The 26,849-nt window shown below is 60.1% G+C and carries 28 protein-coding genes; 7 read left to right on the top strand and 21 right to left on the bottom strand.

The genetic code is table 11. The annotated features are described in order from the left end of the window. Window positions 1–74: 74 nt before the first annotated feature. Both Z947_RS0110465 and Z947_RS0110460 read left to right on the top strand, forming a co-directional pair. Window positions 75–1,208, top strand: coding sequence for a polysaccharide biosynthesis/export family protein (locus Z947_RS0110465; RefSeq protein WP_025044258.1), 1,134 nt, complete (start codon window positions 75–77; stop codon window positions 1,206–1,208). Beyond that, window positions 1,133–3,256, top strand: a complete 2,124-nt coding sequence (locus tag Z947_RS0110460; RefSeq protein WP_081781138.1) for a capsular polysaccharide biosynthesis protein — start codon at window positions 1,133–1,135, stop codon at window positions 3,254–3,256. Before Z947_RS0110465 ends, Z947_RS0110460 begins: the two co-directional genes overlap by 76 nt. On the opposite strand, the gene ribD is transcribed toward Z947_RS0110460, so the two are convergent. The 16 genes from ribD to Z947_RS0110375 form a co-directional block, all read right to left on the bottom strand. Beyond that, window positions 3,253–4,371, bottom strand: a complete 1,119-nt coding sequence (gene ribD, locus Z947_RS0110455) for a bifunctional diaminohydroxyphosphoribosylaminopyrimidine deaminase/5-amino-6-(5-phosphoribosylamino)uracil reductase RibD (RefSeq protein WP_276202373.1) — start codon at window positions 4,369–4,371, stop codon at window positions 3,253–3,255. The genes Z947_RS0110460 and ribD overlap by 4 nt on opposite strands. Next, window positions 4,368–4,835: a transcriptional regulator NrdR gene (nrdR, locus tag Z947_RS0110450; protein WP_025044255.1), complete on the bottom strand. Its 468-nt coding sequence runs from the start codon at window positions 4,833–4,835 to the stop codon at window positions 4,368–4,370. The genes ribD and nrdR overlap by 4 nt, the downstream gene beginning before the upstream one ends. A 189-nt stretch (window positions 4,836–5,024) precedes the next feature. Further along, complete coding sequence (locus Z947_RS0110445; protein WP_025044254.1) at window positions 5,025–5,441, bottom strand: secondary thiamine-phosphate synthase enzyme YjbQ; 417 nt, start codon at window positions 5,439–5,441, stop codon at window positions 5,025–5,027. An 8-nt stretch (window positions 5,442–5,449) separates the two neighbouring features. After that, a complete protein-coding gene (locus Z947_RS0110440; protein WP_156026644.1) occupies window positions 5,450–5,854 on the bottom strand; it encodes a hypothetical protein in 405 nt (134 codons plus the stop codon). Then, the gene (locus tag Z947_RS0110435; protein WP_025044252.1) at window positions 5,851–6,255 is read right to left on the bottom strand and encodes a hypothetical protein; all 405 of its coding nucleotides are present in this window, start codon (window positions 6,253–6,255) and stop codon (window positions 5,851–5,853) included. The genes Z947_RS0110440 and Z947_RS0110435 overlap by 4 nt, the downstream gene beginning before the upstream one ends. Next, a complete protein-coding gene (locus Z947_RS0110430; protein ID WP_025044251.1) occupies window positions 6,252–6,683 on the bottom strand; it encodes a hypothetical protein in 432 nt (143 codons plus the stop codon). Before Z947_RS0110430 ends, Z947_RS0110435 begins: the two co-directional genes overlap by 4 nt. A 134-nt stretch (window positions 6,684–6,817) precedes the next feature. Beyond that, window positions 6,818–8,806 carry an RNA polymerase sigma factor RpoD gene (rpoD, locus tag Z947_RS0110425; protein WP_025044250.1) on the bottom strand — a complete coding sequence of 663 codons (1,989 nt, stop codon included), beginning with the start codon at window positions 8,804–8,806 and terminating at the stop codon, window positions 6,818–6,820. 146 nt (window positions 8,807–8,952) lie between these two features. Next, on the bottom strand, window positions 8,953–10,935 hold the full coding sequence (gene dnaG, locus Z947_RS0110420; RefSeq protein WP_025044249.1) for a DNA primase: 1,983 nt from the start codon (window positions 10,933–10,935) through the stop codon (window positions 8,953–8,955). Window positions 10,936–10,983: 48 nt separating this feature from the next. Further along, the gene (locus Z947_RS0110415; RefSeq protein WP_025044248.1) at window positions 10,984–11,292 is read right to left on the bottom strand and encodes a hypothetical protein; all 309 of its coding nucleotides are present in this window, start codon (window positions 11,290–11,292) and stop codon (window positions 10,984–10,986) included. 39 nt (window positions 11,293–11,331) lie between these two features. Beyond that, window positions 11,332–11,874, bottom strand: coding sequence for a sarcosine oxidase subunit gamma (locus tag Z947_RS0110410; protein WP_025044247.1), 543 nt, complete (start codon window positions 11,872–11,874; stop codon window positions 11,332–11,334). Beyond that, window positions 11,867–14,806, bottom strand: coding sequence for a sarcosine oxidase subunit alpha family protein (locus Z947_RS0110405; protein ID WP_025044246.1), 2,940 nt, complete (start codon window positions 14,804–14,806; stop codon window positions 11,867–11,869). Before Z947_RS0110405 ends, Z947_RS0110410 begins: the two co-directional genes overlap by 8 nt. After that, window positions 14,803–15,084 carry a sarcosine oxidase subunit delta gene (locus tag Z947_RS0110400; RefSeq protein ID WP_025044245.1) on the bottom strand — a complete coding sequence of 94 codons (282 nt, stop codon included), beginning with the start codon at window positions 15,082–15,084 and terminating at the stop codon, window positions 14,803–14,805. Before Z947_RS0110400 ends, Z947_RS0110405 begins: the two co-directional genes overlap by 4 nt. 73 nt (window positions 15,085–15,157) lie before the next feature. Further along, window positions 15,158–16,411, bottom strand: coding sequence for a sarcosine oxidase subunit beta family protein (locus tag Z947_RS0110395; RefSeq protein ID WP_025044244.1), 1,254 nt, complete (start codon window positions 16,409–16,411; stop codon window positions 15,158–15,160). Window positions 16,412–16,500: 89 nt separating this feature from the next. Continuing rightward, complete coding sequence (locus Z947_RS0110390; RefSeq protein WP_025044243.1) at window positions 16,501–17,244, bottom strand: isocitrate lyase/PEP mutase family protein; 744 nt, start codon at window positions 17,242–17,244, stop codon at window positions 16,501–16,503. Next, a complete protein-coding gene (locus Z947_RS0110385; protein ID WP_025044242.1) occupies window positions 17,244–18,311 on the bottom strand; it encodes a bifunctional transcriptional activator/DNA repair enzyme AdaA in 1,068 nt (355 codons plus the stop codon). The genes Z947_RS0110390 and Z947_RS0110385 overlap by 1 nt, the downstream gene beginning before the upstream one ends. A gap of 153 nt (window positions 18,312–18,464) precedes the next feature. Continuing rightward, a complete protein-coding gene (locus tag Z947_RS0110375) occupies window positions 18,465–19,895 on the bottom strand; it encodes a Glu/Leu/Phe/Val family dehydrogenase (protein WP_025044241.1) in 1,431 nt (476 codons plus the stop codon). Window positions 19,896–20,263: 368 nt separating this feature from the next. On the opposite strand from Z947_RS0110375, the gene Z947_RS0110370 reads away from it, so the two are divergent. The 3 genes from Z947_RS0110370 to Z947_RS0110360 are packed head-to-tail and all read left to right on the top strand — an operon-like array spanning window position 20,264 to window position 22,808. Continuing rightward, window positions 20,264–21,715 carry a Tad domain-containing protein gene (locus tag Z947_RS0110370; protein ID WP_052880610.1) on the top strand — a complete coding sequence of 484 codons (1,452 nt, stop codon included), beginning with the start codon at window positions 20,264–20,266 and terminating at the stop codon, window positions 21,713–21,715. Continuing rightward, window positions 21,712–22,248 carry a TadE/TadG family type IV pilus assembly protein gene (locus Z947_RS0110365; protein ID WP_025044239.1) on the top strand — a complete coding sequence of 179 codons (537 nt, stop codon included), beginning with the start codon at window positions 21,712–21,714 and terminating at the stop codon, window positions 22,246–22,248. The genes Z947_RS0110370 and Z947_RS0110365 overlap by 4 nt, the downstream gene beginning before the upstream one ends. Before the next feature lie 2 nt (window positions 22,249–22,250). Further along, a complete protein-coding gene (locus Z947_RS0110360; protein WP_037938847.1) occupies window positions 22,251–22,808 on the top strand; it encodes a TadE/TadG family type IV pilus assembly protein in 558 nt (185 codons plus the stop codon). Between the two features lie 40 nt (window positions 22,809–22,848). Here Z947_RS0110360 and Z947_RS0110355 read toward each other — a convergent pair whose 3' ends face one another. The 5 genes from Z947_RS0110355 to Z947_RS0110335 form a co-directional block, all read right to left on the bottom strand. Next, the gene (locus Z947_RS0110355; RefSeq protein WP_052880654.1) at window positions 22,849–23,292 is read right to left on the bottom strand and encodes a hypothetical protein; all 444 of its coding nucleotides are present in this window, start codon (window positions 23,290–23,292) and stop codon (window positions 22,849–22,851) included. Window positions 23,293–23,408: 116 nt separating this feature from the next. Continuing rightward, complete coding sequence (locus Z947_RS0110350) at window positions 23,409–23,912, bottom strand: periplasmic heavy metal sensor (protein WP_025044236.1); 504 nt, start codon at window positions 23,910–23,912, stop codon at window positions 23,409–23,411. Window position 23,913: 1 nt separating this feature from the next. Then, entirely contained in the window at window positions 23,914–24,270 is a 357-nt protein-coding gene (locus Z947_RS0110345; RefSeq protein ID WP_025044235.1) for a hypothetical protein, read from the bottom strand. After that, window positions 24,260–24,856, bottom strand: a complete 597-nt coding sequence (locus tag Z947_RS0110340) for an RNA polymerase sigma factor (RefSeq protein ID WP_338057822.1) — start codon at window positions 24,854–24,856, stop codon at window positions 24,260–24,262. The genes Z947_RS0110345 and Z947_RS0110340 overlap by 11 nt, the downstream gene beginning before the upstream one ends. A gap of 48 nt (window positions 24,857–24,904) precedes the next feature. Beyond that, window positions 24,905–25,474, bottom strand: coding sequence for an EF-hand domain-containing protein (locus Z947_RS0110335; RefSeq protein WP_025044233.1), 570 nt, complete (start codon window positions 25,472–25,474; stop codon window positions 24,905–24,907). A 271-nt stretch (window positions 25,475–25,745) separates the two neighbouring features. Here Z947_RS0110335 and Z947_RS0110325 point away from each other — a divergent pair, with 271 nt between their 5' ends. Both Z947_RS0110325 and Z947_RS0110320 read left to right on the top strand, forming a co-directional pair. Next, the gene (locus tag Z947_RS0110325; RefSeq protein WP_235602347.1) at window positions 25,746–26,087 is read left to right on the top strand and encodes a DUF983 domain-containing protein; all 342 of its coding nucleotides are present in this window, start codon (window positions 25,746–25,748) and stop codon (window positions 26,085–26,087) included. 24 nt (window positions 26,088–26,111) lie between these two features. Then, entirely contained in the window at window positions 26,112–26,807 is a 696-nt protein-coding gene (locus Z947_RS0110320; RefSeq protein ID WP_025044231.1) for an NUDIX hydrolase, read from the top strand. Window positions 26,808–26,849: the final 42 nt, after the last annotated feature.

Genomic DNA, 26,849 nt, shown 5'->3' with positions numbered 1-26,849 from the left:
TAGCGTTCAATCAATTACGTCGAAACAATCGACGAATTTTGAGGCAGAGTTGAACAGGTCGAGGAGACCGGGCAGTGAAATCCGTATATTTACGGTGGGCGCGTCCCATCGCAACCGTCGCGGCGTTGGCCGTTATTTCGTCATGTGGTCTGCCGCAGGTTGGCCCCAACAAACGTCAAATCTATTCCGGTTCAGTTCAGAAAGACGGCGACGCATTCGTCGTGTCCGTGAACGACCGTGTGACCCGCGCCACCGCTGTGGTCCCCGCTTTGGGGTTCTCCGAAGCCTTCAAGAATGCCTCACAGCTTGGCTCTGACACGATCCGCGCTGGCGACGTGTTGGGCATTACCGTTTATGAAAACGTCGACGACCCGCTGTTAGGCGTCGAAGGATCCCCCGCAACCATCCTTGAAGAAGTGCAGGTGGACGGGGCCGGTTTCATTTTTATTCCCTACGCCGGCCGGATCAAAGCCGCAGGCAATACGCCCGACGCAATCCGCCGCATCATCACCAACAAGCTGGGCGAACAGACGCCTGATCCACAGGTCGAAGTGCGCCGCGCCGCGGGCGACGGGTCAACCGTGTCGCTGATCGGCTCCATCGGCGGTCAGGGCGTGTATCCGATTGAACGCCCGACGCGCACCCTTGGCACCATGTTGGCGCGTGCCGGTGGCGTGACGATCGAACCTGCGATTGCGCAGGTCACCGTGATCCGCGGCAAACAGCGCGGTAAAATCTGGTTCGAAGACCTGTATGACCACCCCGAGCTGGATATCGCCCTGCGCGCTGGCGATCGTATTCTGGTCGAGGAAGACACCCGTTCTTTCACCGCCCTTGGTGCAACCGGCGGGCAAGCACAGGTCCCCTTTGAATCCCAGACGCTTTCTGCGCTTGAAGGGATTGCACAGGTTGGCGGGCTGAACGCCGCAACCGCAGACCCGACAGGCGTCTTTGTCTTCCGCAACGAACCGGCCGAAGTCGCGGCACAGGTGTTGGGCCGCAACGATCTGACCGGCGCACAGCGTATGGTTTACGTCCTCGACCTCACCAAACCCAACGGCATGTTCATGGCCCGCGACTTTGTGATCCGTGACGGTGACACGCTTTATGTCACCGAAGCGCCGTTCACCCAATGGAACAAAGTCATTTCGGCGATCACCGGCACGGCAACATCTGCCGCTGGTCTGACCACCCTTTCGGGCGGCTGATCCGCGTGGCTCTCGGGCCCGAGACATATGACACACCAGCCGCCGGCCCTGCAAAGGACCGGCGGCTTTTTGTGTATAACGGCGGTTTTCTGACCCAGCGGCGGGTGCGGCGCATTCTTCAACTTTCAGGCTATGCGTTGCACCTTGGTCTGCCCCGCGACGGCGACGGCGTGGCGATCTGGGGGAACTCCCCCACCGCCCACCGTGGCCTGCGCGTGGCTGAAAAATATGCCGCTCCGATTGTGCGGGTCGAAGACGCGCTTTTACGCTCGCTCCATCCGGGCCGCGCGGGCGAACCCCCTCTGGGGTTGATGATCGACACCAAGGGCGTGCATTTTGATCCGGCGGTCCCAAGTGATCTGGAAGAATTGCTGGCCACCCATCCGCTTGATGATACTGCACTGCTGAACCGCGCCCGTGGGGCCATTGCGCGGCTGGCCGAAACGCACCTTACGAAATACACCGCATTTAACCTCGACACCCCCGCCCCTGATCCGGGGTATGTCCTTGTGATTGATCAAACTTTCGGGGACGCCTCGGTGACCGCCTGCGGTGCGGACCGTGGCCGGTTTATGGAAATGCTGGTCTTCGCTCAGGAAGAACACCCCGGCGCGCGCGTGATCATCAAGACCCATCCCGAAACGCTGGCCGGTTATCGCAAAGGGTACTTCAGCCCCGAGGATGCCAACAGCCGCATCACCCTGATGGCCGACCAGATCAGCCCATGGAAGCTGTTTGAAGGGGCCGTCGGGGTTTACACCGTGTCCTCGCAAATGGGGTTCGAAGCGATCTTTGCCGGTCACAAACCCCGCGTTTTTGGCCAGCCGTTTTACGCCGGATGGGGCCTTACTTCGGACGAATTTCCCGTTCCGCGCCGCCAACGCAGCCTGACCCGACCGCAGCTTTTTGCCGCCGCGATGATCCTTTATCCGAAATGGTACGACCCGTTTCGCGACCGCCTTGGCACTCTGGAAGACGCCATCGAAGCGTTTGCCGCACAGACCCGCAGCTGGCGCGAAGATCACGCAGGCTGGACGGCATCGGCCATGCGCATGTGGAAACGCAAACCGCTGCAAGGGTTCTTTGGCCAGTACAAACCTGTAACCTTTGAAGATGACCCCGCCAAAGCCCGTCAAACCGGCACACCGTGGATGGTCTGGGCCGGCAAAGCCCAAGTCGGCCACGCGGATGCGATATCGGTCGAAGACGGCTTTCTGCGCTCCAACGGTTTGGGCGCCGAACTGGTTCCCCCGCTGTCGCTCGTCTGCGACGATCTCGGCATCTACTATGATCCCAGCCGCCCCAGCCGACTTGAGAAATGGATCGAACAGCGCGCCACCCTGCGTCTCGATCAGCAAATCCGTGCGCGCAAACTGATCGAACGGCTGACCGAGGAAGGCCTCAGCAAATATAACCTCGCCGCCGCCGCCGTGCCGGACCTTTCCGGCTTGCCCGAAGGCCGCCGTATCCTTGTGCCCGGTCAGGTGGAGGATGACGCATCCATCCGCACCGGCACCGATCACGTGCAAACCAACCGCGCGCTGCTGGAAGCCGTGCGCGCCGCAAATCCCGATGCGTTGATCCTTTATAAACCCCACCCCGATGTCGAAGCGGGCCTGCGCACAGGCACCACCGATGCTGACGCGCTGGCCGATCTGACACTTACGCAGGTCGACCCGATTGCGCTTTTGGCCCATGTGGACGAGGTGTGGACCATGACGTCCCTTCTGGGGTTCGAGGCGCTGTTGCGCGGCCTGCCCGTTACCACGTTGGGCGCGCCCTTTTATGCGGGCTGGGGCCTAACCGCCGACAAAGGGGACGTGCCACCCCGCCGCCGCGCAGAACCCACTCTTGAAGGGCTGGTGCATGCGTCCTTGATTGATTATCCGCGCTACCGCGATCCGGTCAGCGGCTTGCCCTGCCCTGTCGAAGTTATCGTGCAACGGCTGGCCACCGGCACTGTGCCGCGCCCCGGTCCGGCGAACCGCTTGCTCTCGAAATTACAAGGTGTCTTTGCCACGCAAGCGCATCTGTGGCGCCGGTCCTAGCCGTTGATATCCTGACCGCGCGTCCAGACCTGCAACACATCCGGCCCGACCACACGGCTTTCGCGCAGCACAAAACGCGGGGCCTCGCTAAGCCGTGCCAGCCCCATTGCGCCAATCCCCGGCAGACCTTCGGCACCGATCACGACACCGGCGGTAAAGCCGACCAGATCATCCACCAGATCGCTCTCCAGCAGGGACGCGGCCAGCGCCCCGCCGCCTTCGCAGAACACACGGGTCAACCCGTGGCTGCCCAGTTGCTGCAACACATCACCGGGATCAAGCTGCGACCCCGTCGCGCGACACGCCAGCAACGTAGCCCCCAGATCGCGCCATGTCTGTACCAGCATGCTGTCCGCATCCATCCCGTGACACAGGATCAACGGCACCTCCTTGGCCGTGCGTGCCAGCTGCCCCATCAAGGGCAGATCAAGCCTGCGCGAGACGACAACACGTGCGGGTTGATGTGCGATGCCCAGATCGCGCACTGTCAGGCTGGGATCATCCTTGCGGGCCGTGCCGCCGCCCACCATCACCGCATCATGACGGCTGCGCATGGCGTGGACCTCCCGCCGTGCTTGCGCACCGGTTATCCACTGGCTTTCGCCTGTGCCGGTGGCAATACGCCCGTCGAATGAATTGGCCAGTTTCAGCGTCAGAAACGGACGCCCAAGTTCGGTACGCGCGAAAAATCCCGCGTGATCGCGCGAGGCTTCTTGCGCCCCTTCGCCCAGATCTACCGTGATCCCCGCGTCGCGCAGCATGGCAATGCCCTTGCCATCAACACGCGCGTCGCTGTCGGTGATGGCAACCACCACCCGCGCCACACCCGCCGCGATAAGCGCCTCTGCGCAGGGCGGGGTTTTGCCGTGATGTGAACAGGGCTCCAGCGTGACATAGGCCGTGGCCCCGCGCGCCGCCGCCCCCGCCTGTGCCAGCGCTTCGGTTTCGCCATGTGGCCTGCCGCCGTCCTGCGTCCAGCCGCGCCCGATAATGCGCCCCGCCTTGACGATGACACAGCCCACAGCGGGGTTGGGCCAGACACGGCCCATCCCCCGACGCCCCAAACTCAGGGCCAACCCCATGAAACGGGCGTCGCTCGTGGTGGCGTTGTTCACTCTTCTGGCGAATGATCGGGGCGCAATTCCTGAACGAACTTGTCGAAATCATCCGCCGCCTGAAAGTTTTTGTACACACTGGCAAAGCGCACATAGGCCACGGTATCAATCCGCGCCAAGGCTTCCATCACGATCTCGCCAATCTGTTTCGACCCGATGTCGGTCTCGCCCATGCTCTCCAACCGGCGCACGATGCCGCTGATCATCTGGTCGATCCGTTCCGGATCAATCGGACGTTTCTGCATGGAAATGCGGATCGAACGCTCCAGCTTGTCGCGGTCGAAATCTTCGCGTTTGCCCGAGGTCTTGATCACGATAAGATCACGCAACTGAACCCGCTCGTATGTGGTGAACCGTCCGCCACAAGCAGGACAAAACCGCCTGCGCCGGATCGACACATGATCCTCTGCCGGCCGGCTGTCTTTTACCTGAGTGTCAATGTTTCCGCAAAACGGGCAGCGCATGGGCCGTCCCCCTTCTATTCTTTTACAACCGCACTTGTGGGGAGTTTTACCCCTTTCCCTATAGGTATAGGCGAGCCGCGAGGTTTTGGGTAGGGGCGAATTGTTACGCAACATCTTGCGGTGACAGGCGAGTCTTGCGGGCAACGGTGAGCCTGTTCCCGCCCGCCTGCCTGTCTATCCGCCAGCCCGTCAATCAGGCGCGAAATGCGCCGCTACACTCCGCCCATGCGCAGCATCCCGATGTTCAAACAGGAAAATACCCTGCCAAGTGCCCAGGCGCATCTGCCCCGATGTCACAGGAATGGACAGGCTGACAGGCAACATCGCCGCTTTGATATGGGCCGGCATATCGTCGGGCCCTTCATAGGTGTGGGTCAGATAACGCATGGACGGATCAGTGGTAGGCGGCACAAGCCGCTGGAAATAAGCCAAAAGATCGGTCTGCACCTCCGGATCTGCATTTTCCTGTATCAACAGCGACGCGGAGGTGTGACGGACCATCAACGTCAGCAGCCCGTCGCCCTGCCCCCGCACCCAGCCCGCGACGTCACCGGTAAATTCATAAAGCCCCTGCCCCGAGGTCGCGATTTGAAAAGTGGTTTGCATCAAGCGGCCTATTTGGTCGAGCGGGTGAAAGCATCGCGGCAGTACCGGCGTGCCACTGCTGATTTGCGCATCACGCCCGCCTTGCGAACCGACAGGGTTAATCCGTTGCGGACCTGCGCCAGCCCCTTTGGCGCGGTGGTAAAGATTACACTTTTGCGGCCCGGCACTGTCACGCTGGGCCCAAACGGTGTCTTCACATAGATCCTTGTCGTTTCGGGCCGCCCCGACCGACGTTCGATAAAGGTTGCCGCCCCACACCAGTATTCCGCTGCACCGAAATTTGTGCCCTGAACCACTTCGAAGTCACTGTCAGAGATTGGCGTGATGACAATCCTGTCCTCTTCACCGTCAGTATTGGCGAAGCCGGCAAAGGGGACCGACGCCAGTACCAGACCCAATCCCGCCATTCTCATCGATTGATCACCCGCGCATCTGCACAAAACTGATAGGCATGATCCACCGACAGGGACGCGCCGGCCCTGCGCAACGACGCGCCAACAATGAACACCGGCGACGGGTCCAGTCCCGTGGGATCAAGGGTAAACCGCACCGGTGCCCGTTGCCCCAGCCCCGGCGTGCGCCCCTCTGCAATAAACATCCGCGCATTCCCCCGCGCCCCCAATATGGTGCGGGCGTAATCCGCGGCCGCGCACCACATACCGCGCGCGCCGTATCCACCACCATTCACCACCTCGAAACCTTCGGCGACACCGGTGACCGTCACACGGTTTTCCGCTGTGAATTCCTGCGCATAAAGCGGCGTGGAAATCCCCATCACAAAGGAGGCAACCAGCAGCTTGCAGCGCATCTTCACTGATCCGCCCTCCTCAGCAGGATGTCCTCCAGCTCGATCTGGTAGTCTTTGCAAAACTGATAGGCATGCGCCAGCGGAAGCCCCAGGCCGGCCGTTCTGACGCTGACCGAATAGGATTGTTTCGGCCCGTCCGGCAAACTGCTGGCATCCGTGGTGAACACCGCCCCTTTGCGGCCCGCCACGGTGACCGAGGGCCCGCGCGGCGATTGCACATACAGACGCGGGTTTCCCGATTGCCGCTGGCCGTTCAACACATAATCCGCGGCTGCGCACCACATGCCCCGCGCGCCCTCTCCGCGCCCTTCGATCACTTCAAAAGAGGTGGCGCTGATCGGCACAACATTCAGCCGGTTCACCGCCAGATAGGATTGCGCCAGTGCAGGCAACGGCAGGACGGCACAGATCAGGGAAAAGCATAGACGTCGCATAAGGAAACTCCTTCAGGTTCGCTGTCTAACTTAGGGCATCGTGACGAAAGGGCAAAGTCACGAGCCCGTGCGCATGGAACGAAAAAGGGCCGCCCCATCGGGCGACCCTCAATTCTGTCAAACTGCTGTTCAGCTTACTGATCCAGAAACGACCGCAGCTTGCGCGACCGGCTTGGATGCTTGAGCTTGCGCAGCGCTTTTGCCTCAATCTGGCGGATACGTTCGCGTGTCACGCTGAACTGCTGCCCCACTTCTTCAAGCGTGTGATCGGTGTTCATGCCGATGCCGAAACGCATCCGCAACACACGTTCCTCACGCGGCGTGAGCGAGGCCAGAACCCGTGTTGTCGTTTCCTTGAGGTTTTCCTGAATGGCGCTGTCCAAAGGCAGCACAGCATTCTTGTCCTCGATGAAATCGCCCAACTGGCTGTCTTCTTCGTCGCCGATTGGCGTTTCCAGTGAAATCGGTTCCTTGGCGATCTTCATCACCTTGCGGACCTTTTCCAAAGGCATCTGCAGCTTTTCGGCCAATTCTTCCGGCGTCGGCTCGCGGCCGATTTCGTGAAGCATTTGACGGCCCGTGCGCACCAGCTTGTTGATCGTTTCGATCATATGCACCGGAATACGGATCGTGCGCGCCTGATCTGCAATCGAACGGGTGATCGCCTGACGGATCCACCACGTCGCATAGGTCGAGAACTTATAACCGCGGCGGTATTCGAATTTATCGACCGCTTTCATCAGGCCGATGTTACCTTCCTGAATAAGATCAAGGAATTGCAGGCCACGGTTGGTGTACTTCTTGGCAATCGAGATCACCAAACGCAGGTTCGCTTCGACCATTTCTTTCTTGGCCTGACGGGCTTCTTTCTCGCCCTTCTGGACCTGCTGCACGATACGGCGGAATTCGGGGATATCCAGACCAACGTACTGACCAACCTGTGCCATATCGGCGCGCAATTCTTCGACCTTGTCGGTGGATTTCTCGATGAACATCTGCCAGCCGCGGCCGGGCTTTTCGGCCATCCGCTCCATCCAGTTCGGGTCCAGCTCGTAGCCGCGATAGGCGTCGACGAATTCCTTACGGTTGATGCGCGCCTGATCCGCCAGTTTCACCATCGCAGAGTCGATCTGCATGATACGGCGGTTGATGCCATACAGCTGGTCGATCAAGGCTTCGATACGGTTGTTGTGCAGGTGCAGATCATTGACCAGCAACACAATTTCCGACCGCAACTTCTGATACTTGTCTTCTTGCTTTTTCGTGAACGAATTGTCTTCGTTCAATGTCGCAGAAATCCGGCTATCCTGCATTTCGCTCAGCTTGACGTAATCGTCAGCAATGATGTCCAGCGCTTCCAGCACCTGTGGCTTCAGCGCGGCTTCCATTGCGGCCAGCGACATGTTGGCCTGTTCGTCATCATCGTCGTCGTCATCATCACTGGCGATCGGGTTGCCGTCCGCGTCAAGCTCTTGCTTTTGCTCTTCGGTCTTGGTTTCTGCCACGCCGCCGACCGCAGGAACAACCGGTGTTGTCTCCCCGTCTTCGCCCAGCTGGTCGCCAAAGGTCGCTTCAAGGTCAATCACATCGCGCAGCAAAATATCTTCGGACAAAAGTTCGTCGCGCCAGATCGTAATCGCCTGAAAGGTGAGCGGGCTTTCGCACAGCCCTGCGATCATCGTGTTGCGCCCCGCCTCAATGCGTTTGGCAATCGCGATCTCGCCTTCGCGGCTCAGCAATTCAACCGACCCCATTTCGCGCAGGTACATGCGAACCGGATCATCGGTGCGGTCCAGTTTTTCAGCCGTGCCGGAGGACAGCGTGACCTCTTTGTTGCTGTCCGTGGTGACGACATCGGTGCCGCTCTTGGCTTCTTCCTCTTCGGCGTCCTCGTCTTCGATGATATTGATGCCCATCTCGGACAACATCGACATCACGTCTTCGATTTGCTCTGATCCGACCTGATCGGGCGGCAGCACCGTGTTCAGCTGGCCATAGGTGATATAACCCTTCTCGCGCGCCTCCGAGATCATCTTTTTGACGGCGGCCTGGCTCATATCCAGGGAATGACCGTTGTCGCCCTCTTCGCGCTTGGTGTCTTCGTTGGTGTCTTTAGCGGCCATGTAAGTCCCTCCAGCGCAAACGCGCGAATCAGTGTCCGGTGATTCGTTAATGCCGAATCATGCGGGTTTCGGCGTGATTCTTAAACCCGATATCCTGCTTTTTCCTAAAGTACCTGCCAAAAGATCACGCTGCACCGTTTCGGGTCTCAACTTTGATCCTTGGATTTACTAAAAATGATCTTCTCCATCAGCGTATCCCACGCGCTACGCTCGTCTTTGTCGATGCGCGCACCATTGTCGCCCACCAGATATTCTGCCGATTCCTGCTGGCCCGACCGGGTCGCTTCATCAGCCGCACGTGCGGCCTCCGACAGACGCCATGTCACACCTTCGTCTGCCACACCGTTCAGGTCTTCAACCGCTTCGGCAATCTCCGCATCCAGCCCCCGCGCCGCTTCCAGCTTGGCCAGTTCTTCGGCCACCGTCAGGCTGGCCATTTCCGTATCACCGGGCTTTCGAATGCAGGGCGTGATCGCTACGTGGCGCTGGGACAGCAGGTTTTCAAGGGTATCCTCCCCCAGTGCGGTCGAAATTTTTTCGCGCAACACCTCGGGCCCCTCATGCGCAAACCGCAACATCACATCGCGCAAACTGCGGTGTGTGGCGTCCAGACAGGCCATGCCCTCCAGCCCGCTTTCGAACTTTTCGATGATCTCGGGCGTGGTGGCCAGGGCGGCCAGCACCACCGCCTCGCGCAGATGCTCTGTCATGCGGGCATCCGTCGCCGCCACCAGAACCGATGACTTCGCCGTGTGGCTCGCTTTATAGGGCGGCTCCTTGCCCCATTTGCCCTTGCCCGCCCATTTGCCATCGCCTGCGGCCACGGCGGCACGCCCGCCCGATTGCGGGCGAAACAGCTTCCAGCGCAGGTCTTTGATTTCCTGCCCGTAATGGCTGCGGATTGACGGGTCCTGAATAAGTTTGATCTTTTCGCGCAGCGCCTTGTCCAGCGCCGCCTTGCGTTCGGGGCTGTCAAAAACGCGGCCTTCGGTTTCCCGCTGCCACAGCAGTTGGACCATCGGCACCGCCCCGTCGATCAGTTTTTGAAACGCACCCTTACCAGCAGATTTCAACAGATCATCCGGGTCCTGCCCTTCCGGCATCATCGCAAAGCGCAGGGATTTGCCGGCCTCGATCAGCGGCAGTGCCAGATCAATCAGGCGCAGCGCCGCGCGTTGCCCGGCCGTATCTCCGTCCAGCGTGATTACCGGTTCGGGATCAATCCGCCACAGCATCGCCAACTGGTTTTCGGTGATCGCCGTACCCAAGGGGGCCACCGCCGCCTCGAATCCCGCCTGTTGCAGCGCGATCACGTCCATATACCCTTCGGCTACCAACAAGGGCTGCCCCTTGCCCGCCGCCGTGCGCGCCTCTTTCACATTATAAAGACTGCGCCCCTTGTCGAACAATTCCGTCTCTGGCGAGTTCAGGTATTTCGCATTGTCATTCGGGTCCATCGCCCGCCCGCCAAAGGCAATCGCCCGCCCCCGCGCATCGCGGATCGGGAACATGATCCGCCCGCGAAACGTGTCATAGGGCTTACCGCCCTTGCTCGACGGCTTGGCCAGCCCCGCACCAAGGATCAGCTTGTCGTCAATGTCCTTGCCCTTCAGCGCGTCCCACAGCCCTTGCCATGTGTCGGGCGCGAATCCGATTTCCCAGCGTTCCAACGCGGCATCATTCAGGCCCCGCTTGTCCAGATAAGCCCGCGCATCCGCGCCCGCATTGGTCTTGAGCTGCAACCGGAACCAGCGCACCGCCAGCTCCATCACATCGGCCAGCTCAGTGCGTTTGTCGGCCTTCTCCTGCGCCCTCGGGTCCTGTTTGGGCACCGGCATGCCGGCCTCGCGCGCCAGAATCTCGACCGCTTCCATAAACCCTACGTTTTCAGTCTCGCGGATAAAGGAAATTGCATCACCCTTGGCATGACAGCCAAAGCAATAGTAAAAACCTTTGCGGTCATCGACATGAAAACTGGCGGATTTTTCCTGATGGAACGGGCATGGGGCCCACATGTCGCCCTTGCCCTGATTGGACTTGCGGGCATCCCACATGACTTTTCGCCCGACAACCTGCGACAGGCTCGATCTCGTGCGTAACTCGTCTAAAAATCCGGGTGGAAGGCTCATGCGTCTTTATATCGGACGGCCAAGGTCGAAGTCCATATGGCGCGCCGCTTATTGCTGCAAACACAGCTCCGTCCAGGCTTCAGCCAAGTTCTGGTTACGGATGTCGCGCATCTTCATCTCGTATACCCATGGCGTCAGCAGCGGAATCGCCGTGTTGAAATTCTCGGGCCATGTGGCATTTGCCAACACATGCGCCTGCACCTTGCGTTCCTTGACGCGGTCCAGACGCGCCTGCTGGATTGCTGCGACAACCGTCGCCTGATGGCCACAGCTTTCAACCTTCGCCGCGTCCTGCGCCCAAAGGGGCTGTGCCAAAGCTGATGCCGCGACAGCGGCCAATACCAATACACGTGTCATTCCTGAAACCACCCCGTCAGATTCGAATTTGGCCAAAGGTTAACCGCGTGACGCAACCGCCGCCATAGCCTGTTTCAGATCGTGCAATAAGGTGCCGGCCATCGACCGGAACACCATAATCTGAAAAGCCTCCGCCCCGGTGCGCGTGATAGAGGCATTCATATGCCCCAGCTGGCTGCGCGCCGTATGGCCGCGCTTGAACGTCGCGGCCCGCAGGTCCAGCGGCACCAGCCGCGCCAGCACATCCACCGCGCCCGCACCGCTCACGCTCACCACCGCCCAGGCGTCCGATTGATCCACCACCGCCGCGTGATTGGCCAGCGTTTTGTCCGGTGCTGCGCCGATTAACATCACCTCGTCGCGCCCGAACCAAATGCAGCGCACACCGCCTTTGCCCGTGCTGCGCCCTGCGGCCGGCAATTTCACGCCATGCGCCAGCTCTAACGCACCCGACAGGTCCGATGCGTCGCCGAAGGCAGACAAAGAGGTCATCGACGCAGGCGCGACTTCCTCAACCGTGACAGTTCCCATGACAAGGGGCACCAGCCCCGCACAGGCACTTCGTTCCGTCAACTCAACCACGCACCCGCTCCCCCGCTTCGTCCACAAACACCGGCTTGCAAATCTCGACCTCGGTTTCGATGCCGCGCATGTGATCCACCATACGCACCACCTCGCCCAGCCTTTCCGGCCCGCGCCGCAAAAACGCAAGCCCGATCATCCGCCCGCACTCCGGCGAATATCCGACCGATGACACATGCCCCTGATGGTTCACACGCACGGCCTCTGCCCCACGATCAAACAGGAACGCGCCGCCGCTCAGCGTGCCGTCGGCCGCGACCGGCTTTACCCCCACCAACTGTGGCCGGTTCTCGTCCACCAGCCCGTCACGGGCCGCCATGACCTTGCCGACACAGTCCTTCTTGGCCGAGATCATCCGCCCCATGCCAATATCAAACGCCGTCGTGCGCCCTTCGATTTCCGCATGGGTGATGAACCCCTTTTCAATCCGCAATACATTCAGCGCTTCCATCCCGTAGGGCCCGCCGCCCAGCGCCTCTGACGCCTTAACCAGCACATCAAACAGGCTGGCCCCGAACCGCGCTGGCACCGCCAATTCATAAGCATGCTCGCCAGAAAAGGAGATCCGGAACAGCCGCCCCCGAACCCCGCCGAGGCCTACGTCACCACAGGCCATAAACGGCCAGCGCTCGCCATCGATCGGCGCATCCAATACCCCGTTCAACAGCTCTCGCGCCTTGGGACCGGCAATTGCAAACTGCGCCCATTGCTCGGTAACCGATGTAAACGCCACCTCCCATTCGGGGTGCAAACACTGTGTCACAAACTCCAGATGTCGCATGACATTGCCTGCCGCCGCCGTCGTTGTGGTCATGACAAAATGCTGTTCGCCCAAGCGCGCGCAGGTGCCGTCATCCATGACATGCCCGTCCTCACGCAGCATCAAGCCATAGCGCACCCGCCCAACCTTCAGCGTCGAAAACATATTGGTATAGACGAAATCCAACAGCCTGGCGGCATCGCGCCCCTGAATGTCGATCTTACCCAGTGTCGACACATCACAAACCCCGACCGCGCCCCGCACATATCCGACCTCGCGATCACAGGCCTCGCGCCATGTCGCCTCGCCCGCCTTCGGAAAATAGCTAGGCCTGTACCACAGACCCGCCTCGATCATCGGCGCGCCGCGCTCAACAGAGGCCAGATGCGAGGTCGTCCAGCGTTCGGGCGCAAACCCGTGCCCCTGTGCCCCTGCCCCCATCGCAGCAATGCTGACCGGCGTATAGGGCGGGCGAAAGGTAGTCGTACCCGTTTCCGGTATCCCACGCCCTGTGGCATCCGCCAGAACCGCCAAAGCCGCGACATTCGAATTCTTCCCCTGATCCGTCGCCATGCCCTGCGTCGTATACCGCTTCATATGCTCGACAGATTTAAAATTCTCGACCGCCGCCTGCTTGATATCCTTGACCGACACATCGTTCTGGAAATCAAGCCACGCGCGGCCCTTGCCCGCCACCGCCCACAGCGGTTCCATGCGATAGGCCGCATCCTCGGCCGCCGGCACCTCCACATCAACAGGCTTGCGGCCCAGCGCCTTCACTGCCGCAGCCCCCGCCGCCGCGCCGCTTTCCAGACAGCCCAGCGTCGAAAACACACCATTGCACGCCCCTGCAACAGTCATATGCGCCACCGCCCCTTCACTTGGAACAAAGGCTTGAATGTCATCGCGCCAGCGCGGCCGCCCGCCTGTGTGACAGGTCAGGTTCACCGTCGGGTTCCACCCGCCCGACATGGCCAGACAATCCACCTGCAAGGCTTCTTCCTTACCATTCGCCAAACGCACCGTCACGCTCTCCAGCGCCTTGCGTCCGCCGGAGTTACACACCTGCGCACCGCTGAACAGACGACACTTCAGCCCTTCGGGCTCCACCCCTGCGCGGCTGTCGATCAAGGCCACCACATGCACTCCGGCTTTCTCAAGATCCCGTGCCGTGCGGTGGGCATCATCGTTGTTACCGAAAACAGCCACCCGCTTGCCGGGGGCCACGCCCCAACGGTTCAGATAGGCGCGCACCGCCCCCGCTGTCATAATACCGGGGCGGTCATTGTTCTGAAACGCCACCGGCCGCTCAATCGCCCCTGCCGCCAGCACCGATTGCTTGGCCGCAATCCGCCAGAAACACTCAAGCGGTGCCCCGCCGGTGCGCTGCCCGGTATGCTGGTTCACCCGTTCAAGCGCCCCGTACATCCCCCCGTCATACACACCTGTCACCGTTGTGCGCGACATCAGGCGCACGTTCTCCATCGCGGCGAGCTCCGCCACAGCCTGCGCTGCCCATGCCGCCCCGGCCTGATGCCCCACAGCATCACTTTCCGCGTTTAACCGCCCGCCCATCAGGCTGTCTTCATCGGCAAGGATCACGTCCAGACCACTGCGCCCCGCGCTCAGCGCCGCCATCAACCCCGCAGGCCCCGCGCCAATCACCAAAAGGTCACAGAATGCAAAAGCCTTCTCGTAAGCATCCGGATTGCTCTGCCCGCTCAAGGCTCCCAATCCTGCCGCCTTGCGAATGACCGGCTCGTAAATCGCCTCCCAAAACTTCTTGGGCCACATGAAGGTCTTGTAATAAAAACCGGCACCAAGAAACGGGGCCGCCAGATCATTCACCGCCATCACGTCAAAACCCAACGCCGGCCAGGCATTCTGGCTCTTCGCCACCAAGCCCTCATAAATCTCCACCTGTGTGGCGCGCAGGTTCGGCTCGGCATTTGCCCCCTTGCCCACCGTAATCAGGGCATTGGGCTCTTCGCTGCCTGCACTCAACACGCCGCGCGGGCGGTGATACTTGAACGAACGCCCCATCAGGGTCACACCATTGGCCAACAGGGCAGAGGCCACCGTATCCCCGACAAACCCGTCAAACCCCACACCGTCAAAGGTGAAGCGCAGCTTCCGGCCGCGATCCACGACACCTTTCCCCGCAACCCTCATGATGCCACTCCCATGGCCCGCGTTACATCCGCTGCCAACTCTACCTTTGAAATCTCATGCGTACGCGTGTCACGCGCCACCACCAGCCAGCTCCCACAGCCCGCTTCATGCTGCCACAACTCTTGCGTCACGCCCGCCGGATTGTCGCGCAAATGCAAATACCCGTCCCAGTCCTCTGCTGACGCATCCGGCCCGGGGCGCGCCAACATCACCGCCGCCCCCTGATAATAAAACTCACGCCGGTCCCGATCTCCACACAACGGACATTCAATTCTCACGCGATCCCTCCAAACAAAGCACCCACTTGCCCCTCTTTTTGGCCCTATATACTGTCCGCATTCTCACCCCGCGCTAGTGCAGGTTATGCTGCGCACCCGTTGCCTCTTCATCCATCAACCCTGCACCCGTACGAAACCGGTCCAACCTGTATTTCGCGGCCGCGTCGTGCCGCTCCCCCGTCGCCATTAAATGCGCAAACGCATCACCGGACGCCGGCACCGCCTTGAACCCTCCGTAACACCAGCCGCAATTCAGGAACAAACCCTCCGTCTCGGTCTTGTCGATGATGGGCGATCCATCCGGCGTCATGTCCATGATTCCCCCCCAAGAGCGCAGCACCTTTGCCTTGCCGATCATCGGCATCAGGGTCATCCCCGCCTCCATCACATGCTCCATCATCGGCATATTGCCGCGCTGCGCATAAGACGCGTAAAAATCCAGATCCCCGCCAAAGACCAAACCGCCCTTGTCGGACTGGCTGATATAAAAATGGCCCATGCCGAAACTGATCACGTGATCAATCACCGGCTTCAGCCCCTCTGTGACAAAGGCCTGCAACACATGGCTCTCTACGGGCAAACGCATCCCCGCCATCGCCGCCACTTGGGAGGAGCGGCCAGCGACGACCACCCCCACCTTTTTCGCACGGATCGCCCCGCGCGTGGTTTGCACACCTTTGACAACACCGTTTTCAATGTCGATCCCGGTCACTTCGCATTGCTGGATCAGATCCACGCCGCGCTGGTCTGCGCCGCGCGCAAACCCCCAAGCCACCGCATCATGGCGCGCAGTACCGCCGCGCCGGTGCAGCAATCCGCCATAAATCGGGAACCGCGTGTTGTCGAAATCCAGATAGGGCAGCATATGGCGCACCGCATCAGCGCTCAGCAATTCCGCATCATCGCCCTGTGACGCCATCATATTGCCGCGCCGCGCAAAGGCATCGCGTTGCCCATCAGAATGGCACAGCATCAAAACACCGCGCTGCGACATCATCGCATTATAGTTCAGGTCCTGCTCCAGCCCTTCCCACAGTTTTAACGAATGGGAATAAAACTGCGAATTGCCCTCAAGCCCGTAATTCGCCCGCACAATCGTCGTATTGCGCCCGACGTTGCCCCCGCCAAGATACCCCTTCTCCAGCACAGCGATATTCGTCATGCCGTGGTTCTTGGCCAGATAATAGGCGGTGCTTAACCCGTGTCCGCCGCCACCGATGATCACCGCATCATATTCGGCCTTGGGTTCGGGATCACGCCAATGGGGCCCCCAGCCCTTGTTGCCGCTCAACCCCTCGCGCAAAACGCGCAATCCCGAAAACCGCATAATGAAACCCCTCTTGGCCTTTGCGCCATAAAGGCAGCACCAGCCCAAGGGTACAACGGCTTTTTTCGCCGACTAGCCCATCAGCGACATTAAACTGCCGCCGCTGCGCCAAGTGCCTTCATCATAGCCAAATAGGGGGCCGGTCCGTGACTGATCCGCGCCACCCCTGCTTGTGCCAGTGTGGCGATCGACGGGTCATCCGCCATGCGCATCACATTCACCGGCAGGTCCTGCGCCGCGCAAAACTGCGCAATTTGCCCGACATCCGTGAGCCCGGGCACAAATATCCCGTCCGCCCCCGCTTCGCCATAGGCGATGGCCCGCGCAACAGCCCGTGCCATCAACTCTGCCGTTGGCGCTGTATCGCCGCAGAAAAACACATCCGTTCGCGCATTGATGAAAAACGCAGGGCCCACCGCGGCCCTTATCGCGGCAATCCGCGCCGCCTGATCCTCAAGGGCATGCAACCCCTTACCGGCAACAATGCGATCCTCGAAATTCATACCAATTGCACCGGCCTCGCGCAGCAACACAGCATTCACCGCCACATCGGTAGGCGTAAGCGCATACCCGCCTTCGAAATCCACACTTACCGGTACATCAACCGCACCTGCCACTTCCGACGCCACCCGCAGGGAGGCGGCCATCGGCAATGCCTCGCCGTCCGCAAATCCTTGTGCAGCGGCCACCGCCCAACTGCCAGTCGCTATCGCTTTGGCTCCGGCATCCGCCACCGCCCTGGCCGATCCCGCATCCCATATGTTGTGCAACACAAGCGGTGTGCCTTTCACATGCAACGCTTTGAACGCTGCCGCTTTCTGCGTACTGTTCATCACGTCTCTGCAGACCCCTGCGCGAACCCGCGCTCCATTTCGATCAATGCCTGCTTGCGCCATAACCCGCCGCCATATCCGGTCAATGCCCCATCCGCGCCGATCACGCGGTGGCACGGGATGACAATCGCAATCGGGTTCGCCCCGTTGGCCCTTGCTACAGCCCGTGTCGCGTCGGGGCGCCCCATGGCCTTGGCCACTGCCCCGTAGGACCGCGTTTGTCCTGCCGGAATATCCCGCAGCGCGCGCCAGACCTCTTGCGTGAACGGCGTGCCTAACGGAGCCAGACGCGTTTGAAAATCCGCGCATCGCCCTTGCATGAAGGCGGCCATTTCGCGTTCAATCTGATCGGTCGGCGCGAACCGTCCAAACCCCAGCGATCCTTTGGCAAAGGCATAAAGCCGCTTTAACTCCGCCGGCAGCGCCTTGCGTTCGGCAAACTCCAACAAATGCAGCGCATGTTGATCACTGACCGCAATCATGGGGCCCAGTTTTGTTTCGATCCAATCCGCCCTTAACCGCGCGTCCTGCACAAATTTCGACGGGGGCAACCCCAGAAATTTCGCGAAAGCACTGCGAAACGCGGCGGGGCTGTCGTATGAGGCCTCCATTTGCGCATCAATCACACGGCCCCCTTCGGGCAACACAGCAGCCCCCGTGCGCAACCTTGTCAGCCGCGCCATTTCAAGGAAGGTCATATCGAAATGCCGATTGAAACTGCGCCGCACCGTCGACGGGTCCAATCCCATTGCCTGCACGTCGCGTTCCAGCCAGCGCCGCGCCGGATCATCGCGCAGGGCGGCCAGCAAACGTGCAACCGCCGGATCCCCCTCTGCCGCCGGTGCCATCGGATGGCAGCGTTTGCAGGCGCGAAACCCCGCTTCGATGCAGGCCCCCATCGTTTCAAAGAAAACGCAGTTCTCGCGTTTGGGTTTGCGGGCGGGACAGGTCAGGCGGCAAAACACACCGGTCGAAGTCACGCCGACATAAGCCCGCCCGTCGAAACCCGCATCCCGTGCCAACAAAGCCGCATAAAGCGCCGTGTCATCTGGTAAATCAAACATCATGAAACATGCTTAGCGCCCGCAGCGCAGCCTGTCCGCCCAAGATCGGGCGTCTATTCAAAAAAGGCGCGGCAGGTCAGAAAAAGCGCCGCACATCCAAAAGCGCGTAGCATAAGAAACACGGCAGGGTGTTCGTCCACCCCGCCGTGCCTTTGATCAAAGACCTTTGGCGCGGTAGCTCGCCGCCACCTTGGTGATCGACACCAGATAGGCCGCCGTGCGCAAGTCTTTGACGTCATCGCGCCCGTGCCAGACATCCGCCATCGACTGATAGGCCGTCGACATGGTGTCGTCCAATCCCGACCGCACCAGTTCCAGCTCGCCCGCTCCGCGCAGATACTTTTCCTTGAAATCAGGGCTCAGCTGCCATCCGATGCCACTGTCCGCAGACAGGCGCTCCAACTCGTCGACAACCAACTGGTGGCGCGATTCTTCTTGTCGGCGCTGCATACGGCCAAAGCGGATGTGGCTCAGGTTTTTGACCCACTCGAAGTAGGACACCGTCACACCGCCCGCGTTGGCATACATATCCGGCACAATGACACAGCCCTTGTCGCGCAGGATCTCGTCCGCGCCAGCTGTCACAGGACCATTCGCCGCCTCGATGATCAGCGCCGCCTTGATCCGGTCCGCGTTGCTTAGGTTGATCACCCCTTCCAACGCCGCCGGAATCAGGATGTCGCAGTCCAGCTCCAACAATTTGGCACCGTCCTTTTCGAGCTTGCTGTTGGGGTAACCTGTGATGGTGCCGTGTTTGCCGATCCAGTCATAGACCGCCTGAACATCCAGCCCGCCCTCATCATGCAAGGCCCCGTCCCGTTCGATGATCGCGGTGATCTTGCACCCGTCTTCCTCGCTCAGGAACTTGGCCGCGTGATAGCCCACATTGCCCAACCCCTGCACCACAATCCGCTTGTCTTTCAGCTTGCCGCTCAGTCCGGCCTTTTCCAGCCCCTGCGGATCGCGGAAAAACGCATGCAAGGCATATTGCACGCCGCGCCCTGTCGCTTCGGTGCGGCCCTGAATGCCGCCTGCATTGGTCGGCTTGCCGGTCACACAGGCCACGCCGTTGATGTCGGTCGTGTTCATGCGTTTGTACTGATCCGCAATCCACGCCATTTCGCGTTCGCCGGTGCCCATGTCGGGGGCTGGCACGTTCTGGGCGGGGTTGATCATGTCGCGTTTGATCAGCTCATAGGCAAAGCGGCGGGTGATCAACTCAAGCTCGTGATCGTCATACTCGCGCGGATCAATGCACAAGCCACCCTTGGAGCCACCAAACGGGGCCTCGACCAGCGAACACTTATAGGTCATCAGCGCGGCCAGCGCCTCCACCTCGTTCTGGTTCACGCCAAGGCTGTAGCGAATGCCGCCCTTGACCGGTTCCATATGTTCGGAATGCACCGAACGATATCCGGTAAAGGTCTGGATCTTACCGCGCAGGCGCACGCCGAAACGCACCGTATAGGTCGCGTTACAGACGCGGATCTTCTCCTCAAGCCCCGGTGGCAGGTCCATCAATGCGACGGCGCGGTTAAACATGATATCCACGCTCTCGCGAAAACTCGGCTCGTTAGATGACTGCATCGGTCTCTCCTGTCCTTAGTTCGGGGGCCTGTGCGCGGTGACGTGACGTATCAGTGCGACTCAGCGCCGCACAGGGTGCCCCGCGGCAACCCTACCCCCAGCTTTTGCAAGGTGCGACTTTATTCATCGTTAACAGGCCACCATTTTTTCGCGCGACGAATCGGCCCCTTTTCAGGTGACTGTTCACAGCTGCGAAACAGCCATGCATTAATCACCGCACAGTTGAGTAAAATGCACTTAAAATGCCTATATTCGCCAATGATTTGCCCCATTTCCGCCACGTTCGAAGACGACAAAGGTCGCAAGAAAAAGTCCGCCCATATGTTCTGGGATGCCCTCGACGGGTTTGGCTGGAAAGGTTAACAACGATGACACAAGTTGCACATAAAAAGCGCAGTGCCCTGCGCAACTCGGCTGCATTCTATCGCACATTTGCGAAAGAAGAGGACGGGGTTGCCACGATGTTCGCCATTTTCATGGTCTTCATGATGGTGCTGATCGGTGGCATCGGCGTCGATATGATGCGTCACGAAATGGAACGCACCCGCATTCAGGCGGTTGCCGACCGTGCGGTGCTGGCCGCGGCCGACCTTGACCAGACACTCGACCCCGAAGCCGTTGTGCGCGACTACTTCGCCAAATCAGGTATGGCCGATTTCGTGTCCGAGGTCACCGTGGATCAGGGGATCAACTTTCGCACTGTGACCGTTGACGCCACCACCACGATCAACACCCAATTTATGGATTTCCTCGGGCGGGATACGCTTCAGGTACCGGGCATCTCGACCGCCGAAGAAAAGGTGAACAAGGTCGAGATCTCTATGGTGCTCGACATCTCCGGTTCGATGCGGACCAACAACAAGATGGAAAACCTGCATGACGCCGCGGGGGCCTTTCTTGATGCGGTTCTCAAAGAGGAAAACGAAGACCTGATTTCGGTTTCCGTCGTTCCCTACACCGCGCAGGTGAACGCGGGCGAAGATATCTTTGATCTGATGGATGTCGATCGGACCCACCGTTACTCATACTGTATCGACTTTACCGATGCCGATTTCGACAACCGTGCAATCTATGCAGGTCATGTCGCCGGCAGCGAACCTTACGAGCATATGCAGCACTTTGATGCCAGCTACAGCTGGAACGGTGACCGTTCGGAGGATTCGATCCCGAATCCCGGCTGCCCCAAGCAACCCTATGAGGAAATCACCGCATTTTCTCAGGACAAGGAAGCGCTGAAAGCACAGATCAACCAGTTTGTTCCGCGTGCCAACACAGCCATCCATCTGGGGATGAAATGGGGTGTCGGCATGCTTGATCCCGAATGGCGCAACTTCAACGTCGCCCTTGGTGTAGACCCGGCCTTTACCGACCGTCCTGCCAATTATGCCGACCCGGACACGCCCGGTTCAAACGAAACGCTGAAAACCATCATTCTGATGACCGACGGTGAAAACGTCAGCACCCAGCGCATCGTCAAGAACTACGTCTACGCACGGGACAGCCACTGGTTGCACTGGAGTAAATATCCGCTGAACTATTACCTGAACCGGCACGTCCGCTCACGCGATCACTGGCGCTGGAAATACACCAAATACACACCCAGCTACGCAGATTCCTTGCTGAACAACATCTGCGATGCCGCCAAGGAAAAGAACATCGTGATCTGGTCGATCGGCTTTGAAGTTACCGACCATGGTGCCGACGTGATGCGCGACTGTGCCTCCTCTCCCAGCCACTTCTTCCGGGTGGAAGGCATCGAGATCACCGAAGCGTTCGAATCTATCGCCCGTCAGATTAACCAGTTGAGGCTCACACAATGATACAGCCCGTACATTCCCTCTTGCGGCGGTTCCGCCGCGACGAGGACGGCTCAGCGATGCTCATGGAATTCGCGATCTTCGTCCCTCTTCTGTTCGGTGCCTTCCTGATGGCTGTCGAAATGGGGGTCTATTCGATGCGGCAAATGTATCTGGATCGCGGGCTTGATGTTGCGGTGCGCTATATCCGCCTCAATACCCACCAGACGTTTACCCACAACGACATCAAAGAGATGATCTGTAACAATACCGGCTGGCTGGAAAACTGCGATGAAACGCTGCGCCTTGAAATGACCTCGGTAGATCCGCGCCAGTTTGCCAGTTTCGATCAGGAAGTCGACTGCGTTGACACCTCCCTGCCCGTAAAACCGGTGCGCGGTTTCACCCTCGGGAAGTCCAACGAGATGATGATGCTGCGCGCCTGCATCCGCTTCAAACCGGTCTATCCGACCAGCGGTCTGGGTCATGCATTTGAAAAAGACGGCACCGGCAGAGCCAAAATGGTTTCGATCGCCGCCTTCGTACAGGAGCCTTAAAGATGTGGATTGCACGTATCAAAACCCGTCTGCGCGACTTTGGGCGCAATGACGACGGTACCATCGCGGTCGAAGCAACAATCATCCTGCCGATGATGTTCTGGACCTTCCTGTCGGTATTCTCGATCTTCCACGCGTTCCGGACCTACAGCATCAACCACAAGGCCGCGTTTTCCATCGGTGATTCAATCTCCCGTGAAACCGCACCTCTGGATCAGGCATACATCGACGGCTCCTTGCAGCTGTTCGAATACCTGTCCAACAGCCAAAACCTGTCTTCGCTGCGGGTCACCTCGCTGTATTACGACGCCGAAAATGACCGGTTCTACCGCGACTGGTCCAAAACCAGCGGCGGCCGGCCCGAACTCAGCAACGGTGACGTCGCCGATTGGACGTCCAGACTGCCGGTGATGCCGGACAATGAACGTGTCATGCTGGTCGAAACATGGAGCACCTACGAACCGCCCTTCAGAACCGGACTTGAAGAACGCGAGATCAAGAACTTCGTCTTTACCCGTCCGCGTTTTGCACCACGGGTCTGCTGGCAGGAATGTAACTAGGGCGCAATGCCCCGCCGTGCCGGAATTTGCGCGGTCCGCCCTATGGGCGCGGGCCGCGTGTTGCCATCATCGCCGATAAAACTTCGGACATGAATTTGGTCTGGTTGCCCGGTGTCATCCCGCCGATGCCAATGCGCCGCCCCGTGCGCCACCACAATCCTGGACGCCATGCAGCCGGCGCAGGCGCGGTGGTCTTGAGCAAGAAACCGTTCGATGGTTTGAACGCAAAAACACCCCTGTCCATGGTCTGGATATCCTCGACACGTGCAATCACTGTGCCATCGCCGTCACGCAATTCGGTTGGCGTCAACTCCACACAGCTCGCGGTGGATTTGCGCATCTTGTCCGTGAACCACAGCGACGCGGCCCCCAGCACGATCAGAAAGACCTGCCATCCGATCGACGGCGGGCGCGTGAACGCGATATAAATCAGCAAGATCCCCAGCAGCCCAAGGGACGTAAGCCCCAGAATGCGTCGCCCCATCGAGGCACGCGCCACGGCGATAACTTCGTTTTCGTCTTTGAATTCCACTGCCGCTGCTCCGCGTTGATCCAAGGCTCCCTACCCCGCGCGACGGCTATGGGCAAGCAACCGCGCGCTCAGGGGCGTTTGGGCCCCTTGAACTTGCGCCGCATCAACTGTTCTTCCAGCCGGTCCGCCACCTCTTTGCGTTCCTGCGCCGACATGCCGCTGACCAGCTCCAGCCACGCCGCTTGCGCCATGCCCGACAGCTGCGCCGCCACGCCTGTCTGCTCTGCAAACAACCGCTTGATCGCATCTGCATCGAAATCTTCGGCCCGCAACACATCAATCATCTGCTGTTGCGACAACCGCCGCTCTTCGCGGTCCGGCAATCCGGCAGAACGCTCTTTCAAGGCGCGGCGCAACGCACGTTTGTCTTCCTGCGACAACGCCCGCACAAAGGGTGCACCGGAACTGCGCGACATTTCGGGTTTGCGATCCCAGCCGCGCTTGTCACCGGCGTGACGCAGGGCAGCGCCTGCGAAAATCCCCACGAAAACAAGGTTCAAGGCAAGGGACACCCCGAAAGCCCATTTCACTGCACGCCGTGTTCCGCGCTTTGGCACCTGCGTCTCTGTCATCCTAGCTTTCCTCAATGTCCCAGCCAAAGGCACTATATGTCCCGCTGCCGATATCTTCTTCATACGTGCTTTCAACACCCAGCACCGTCCCCGCCAGATCCGGTAGCCCGCTTGGCGGAGCCACGCCCAGCCAAAACCCCAGACAGCTTGCCGTGACCAAACCGCCCATGCCGGGCAATCCGCCCAAGGCCGCGATCCATGCCCGCCACCCGCCGTGCGCCGCGCGCGGTGCCGGTTGCAGCGCCTCCGCGTCCGCCAGAACCCGCGCCATCAATCCTTCCGGCATCTGCGGCGGGGTTGCACGGGCCTGTTGAAACAAGGCCTCAAGCTCGGTGTCGTTCACTCTATCATCCGTCATTGTCATACCCCAAAGCATCACGTTGCCCTGCCAACGCAAGGGCCAATGCCCGTTTTCCCCGTGCGGTCAGGCTTTCCACCGCTTCCACGCCCGTGTCCAGAATGACCGCAATCTCGGGGTTCGCCAAACCGTCGATATGGCGCAACACCACGGCCTGTCTCTGCCGGTCCGGCAGGCTGTCCAAGGCTTGCTGCAAGGCATCTGCCCGTGCTGCATCCTGCATCCTTTGCTCCACACTGGCGCTCGGGTCCGCAGGTTCGTCTATGTCGTCCAAGCCGGTACTGCGCCGCTTGCGCAACCGGTCTGTGCACAGGTTGGCCACCACACGGTACATCCATGTGCTTACCTTGGCCTCGCCACTGCGCCAGTCCGGCGCGATCTTCCACAGGCGCAACAAGGCCTCCTGCGCCACATCTTCGGCCTCGGCCGTGTCGCCCAGCACCCGCAGCGCATGCCCGTAAAGCCGCGGCGTCAGCGCCGTTGCCAGCATCCGTGCCGCCGCATCCTCCCCCGCCGCATAGCGCCGCAGCAAGGCCGCCTCGGCGTCATCGCCGGTGGTCGAAGGGGAATTGGACATATCCATCATGGCTAAGCATCCCGGGGGCGCAAATCAAGCGCCCCCGGGAAACGCATCTTAGTCTGCTTTGCGCTTGTGGTCTTTACCGTGGCCCTTGCCATGGTGCTTGCGCGCCTTCTCGAACTCTTCCGCGCTCAACGACCCGTCTTCGTTGGTGTCCAGCTTGGCAAACATCTTGGCCGGATCGCGCCGTGCGTTCAGCTCCTCAAACGACAGCTTGCCGTCGCCATTGGCATCGACCCGTTCCATCATCTTGGCGCCACGCTTGCCCTGACGACCCTCGGAAGCGGCCTCCAGCTCGGCAGCGTCCAGCTTGCCATCCTTGTTGGTGTCATGCCGCTTGAGCATCTTTTCGGCGCGTTTGCCGCCGCGTTCGCTGGCCCGCTCGGCCCGCTGGGCCTGCATTTCTTCAGGCGTCAGAAAACCGTCCTTATTTGCGTCGGCCTTGTCGAAACGGGCCTGCGCATGGGCGTTCAGTTCTGCTGCGGTAACGGCACCGTTGCCGTCTGCGTCGATCTGCTCGAACATCGCTCCGGCGTCTTTATCGCCGCTCTTGGCCTGTGCCGCGCCGCCAACTGCAATAAGTCCCGCCAGCAAGGCAATCTTCATATGTGTCGCGTTGATCATTGGGTTACTCCATTTGTGATCTTGGGGCCCGTCTTTTCGGGTCCGGTGATCATCAAACGGGCAGCGGGGCGGTTTCCGTCGCAGATTTTTCAATTTTTCCGGAAAAACTTGCGACATCGCGCCGCAACACCTGCCTCTGCCCTTTATTTCCTGTAGGATGAGGCGCAAATAAAGGTCATCAAAAGGAACCGTTATGACCGAGCACGCGCATACCGCAGACAGCCCTGCCGACCTTGCCGCATCAGAAAACGAACGCCCGCGCTGGGGTTCAATGCTGCGCGGTTGGCGCGGGAAATGCCCCAAGTGCGGCTCCGGTCCACTGTTGCACGGATACCTCAAGGTCAACGATCACTGCACCGTTTGCCGTCAGGAATTCCACCACCACCGTGCGGATGACGGGCCTGCATATCTGACGATTCTGATCGTTGGCCACCTTTTGGCACCGCTTTTGCATATCGTTTTTGTGACATGGCGCCCCGAACCTTTGACGTTGTTCAGCATTTTTGCGGTTGGATGTGTCGGATTGTCGCTCTACCTTCTGCCCAGACTGAAAGGCGCAATGATCGGCTTTCAATGGGCCAAGGGCATGGGCGGTTTCGGTGACGAAACCTGACATCCCTTGAAAAGGGACAAAGGCATGAGCATCGACAAAAGCCAAATACGCAACGCATCTACCGTGATCGTGCTGCGTGACAGATTTGAATCACCGCGTATCCTGATGGGGCAGCGCGGGGCCAAAGCCGTGTTTATGCCCAATAAATTCGTGTTTCCCGGCGGCGCTGTGGATGCCGGTGATGCGGATATCCCGCTGGCAAGCCCCCTGCCCGACCTTTGCGCTGCGCGCCTTAGCGAAGATGCCGACGCGACACTGGCCCATGCCATTGCCGTTGCTGCCGTGCGCGAACTATGGGAGGAAACCGGCCTGATCCTTGGCACCAAGGGCGACTGGGACACCCCGCCACCGCCCGACTGGGAAACCTTCGCTGCGACCGGCCATTTGCCTGCGGCCTCTGCCCTGCAATTCAGTTTTCGCGCCCTAACCCCACCGGGGCGTCCGCGCCGGTTTGATGCACGTTTCTTTCTGGTCGACGCTGATGACATCGCCTCCGATCTGGATGATTTCGATGCCGCCTGCGACGAACTCAGCCACCTGCAATGGGTGCCGCTCAGCGAAGCGCGGTCTTTCGACATGCCGTTCATCACCGAAGTTGTCATGGCCGAGGTCGAAGCCCGCGCCAAAGATCGCAGCCCGCCGCAATCCGTCCCCTTCTTCAAGAACAACGATGAAGAAAGCCTGTTCCTGCGCCTGCACGGCACACCGATGAAGGGATAGCCCGCTTTCGCCGCCGCTCTGCCGACCGGAGCAGCGGCGCGC

The organism is Sulfitobacter geojensis (assembly GCF_000622325.1).
GTDB lineage: Bacteria > Pseudomonadota > Alphaproteobacteria > Rhodobacterales > Rhodobacteraceae > Sulfitobacter > Sulfitobacter geojensis.
This window is presented reverse-complemented; position numbering and strand designations above follow the sequence as displayed.

Excerpts from the sequence above, each read along its gene's own strand:
- Z947_RS0110415 (WP_025044248.1), bottom strand. The coding sequence starts at position 11,292 with ATGACACGTGTATTGGTATTGGCCGCTGTCGCGGCATCAGCTTTGGCA.
- nrdR (WP_025044255.1), bottom strand. The coding sequence starts at position 4,835 with ATGCGCTGCCCGTTTTGCGGAAACATTGACACTCAGGTAAAAGACAGC.
- Z947_RS0110365 (WP_025044239.1), top strand. The coding sequence starts at position 21,712 with ATGATACAGCCCGTACATTCCCTCTTGCGGCGGTTCCGCCGCGACGAG.
- Z947_RS0110445 (WP_025044254.1), bottom strand. The coding sequence starts at position 5,441 with ATGCAAACCACTTTTCAAATCGCGACCTCGGGGCAGGGGCTTTATGAA.
- Z947_RS0110335 (WP_025044233.1), bottom strand. The coding sequence starts at position 25,474 with ATGATCAACGCGACACATATGAAGATTGCCTTGCTGGCGGGACTTATT.
- rpoD (WP_025044250.1), bottom strand. The coding sequence starts at position 8,806 with ATGGCCGCTAAAGACACCAACGAAGACACCAAGCGCGAAGAGGGCGAC.
- Z947_RS0110325 (WP_235602347.1), top strand. The coding sequence starts at position 25,746 with ATGCTGCGCGGTTGGCGCGGGAAATGCCCCAAGTGCGGCTCCGGTCCA.
- Z947_RS0110355 (WP_052880654.1), bottom strand. The coding sequence starts at position 23,292 with ATGGGGCGACGCATTCTGGGGCTTACGTCCCTTGGGCTGCTGGGGATC.
- Z947_RS0110390 (WP_025044243.1), bottom strand. The coding sequence starts at position 17,244 with ATGAACAGTACGCAGAAAGCGGCAGCGTTCAAAGCGTTGCATGTGAAA.
- Z947_RS0110345 (WP_025044235.1), bottom strand. The coding sequence starts at position 24,270 with ATGACGGATGATAGAGTGAACGACACCGAGCTTGAGGCCTTGTTTCAA.
- Z947_RS0110320 (WP_025044231.1), top strand. The coding sequence starts at position 26,112 with ATGAGCATCGACAAAAGCCAAATACGCAACGCATCTACCGTGATCGTG.
- Z947_RS0110375 (WP_025044241.1), bottom strand. The coding sequence starts at position 19,895 with ATGCAGTCATCTAACGAGCCGAGTTTTCGCGAGAGCGTGGATATCATG.
- Z947_RS0110395 (WP_025044244.1), bottom strand. The coding sequence starts at position 16,411 with ATGCGGTTTTCGGGATTGCGCGTTTTGCGCGAGGGGTTGAGCGGCAAC.
- Z947_RS0110430 (WP_025044251.1), bottom strand. The coding sequence starts at position 6,683 with ATGCGACGTCTATGCTTTTCCCTGATCTGTGCCGTCCTGCCGTTGCCT.
- Z947_RS0110350 (WP_025044236.1), bottom strand. The coding sequence starts at position 23,912 with ATGACAGAGACGCAGGTGCCAAAGCGCGGAACACGGCGTGCAGTGAAA.
- Z947_RS0110405 (WP_025044246.1), bottom strand. The coding sequence starts at position 14,806 with ATGAGGGTTGCGGGGAAAGGTGTCGTGGATCGCGGCCGGAAGCTGCGC.
- dnaG (WP_025044249.1), bottom strand. The coding sequence starts at position 10,935 with ATGAGCCTTCCACCCGGATTTTTAGACGAGTTACGCACGAGATCGAGC.
- Z947_RS0110385 (WP_025044242.1), bottom strand. The coding sequence starts at position 18,311 with ATGATGTTTGATTTACCAGATGACACGGCGCTTTATGCGGCTTTGTTG.
- Z947_RS0110460 (WP_081781138.1), top strand. The coding sequence starts at position 1,133 with ATGGAACAAAGTCATTTCGGCGATCACCGGCACGGCAACATCTGCCGC.
- Z947_RS0110440 (WP_156026644.1), bottom strand. The coding sequence starts at position 5,854 with ATGAGAATGGCGGGATTGGGTCTGGTACTGGCGTCGGTCCCCTTTGCC.
- Z947_RS0110340 (WP_338057822.1), bottom strand. The coding sequence starts at position 24,856 with ATGATGGATATGTCCAATTCCCCTTCGACCACCGGCGATGACGCCGAG.
- Z947_RS0110370 (WP_052880610.1), top strand. The coding sequence starts at position 20,264 with ATGACACAAGTTGCACATAAAAAGCGCAGTGCCCTGCGCAACTCGGCT.
- Z947_RS0110360 (WP_037938847.1), top strand. The coding sequence starts at position 22,251 with ATGTGGATTGCACGTATCAAAACCCGTCTGCGCGACTTTGGGCGCAAT.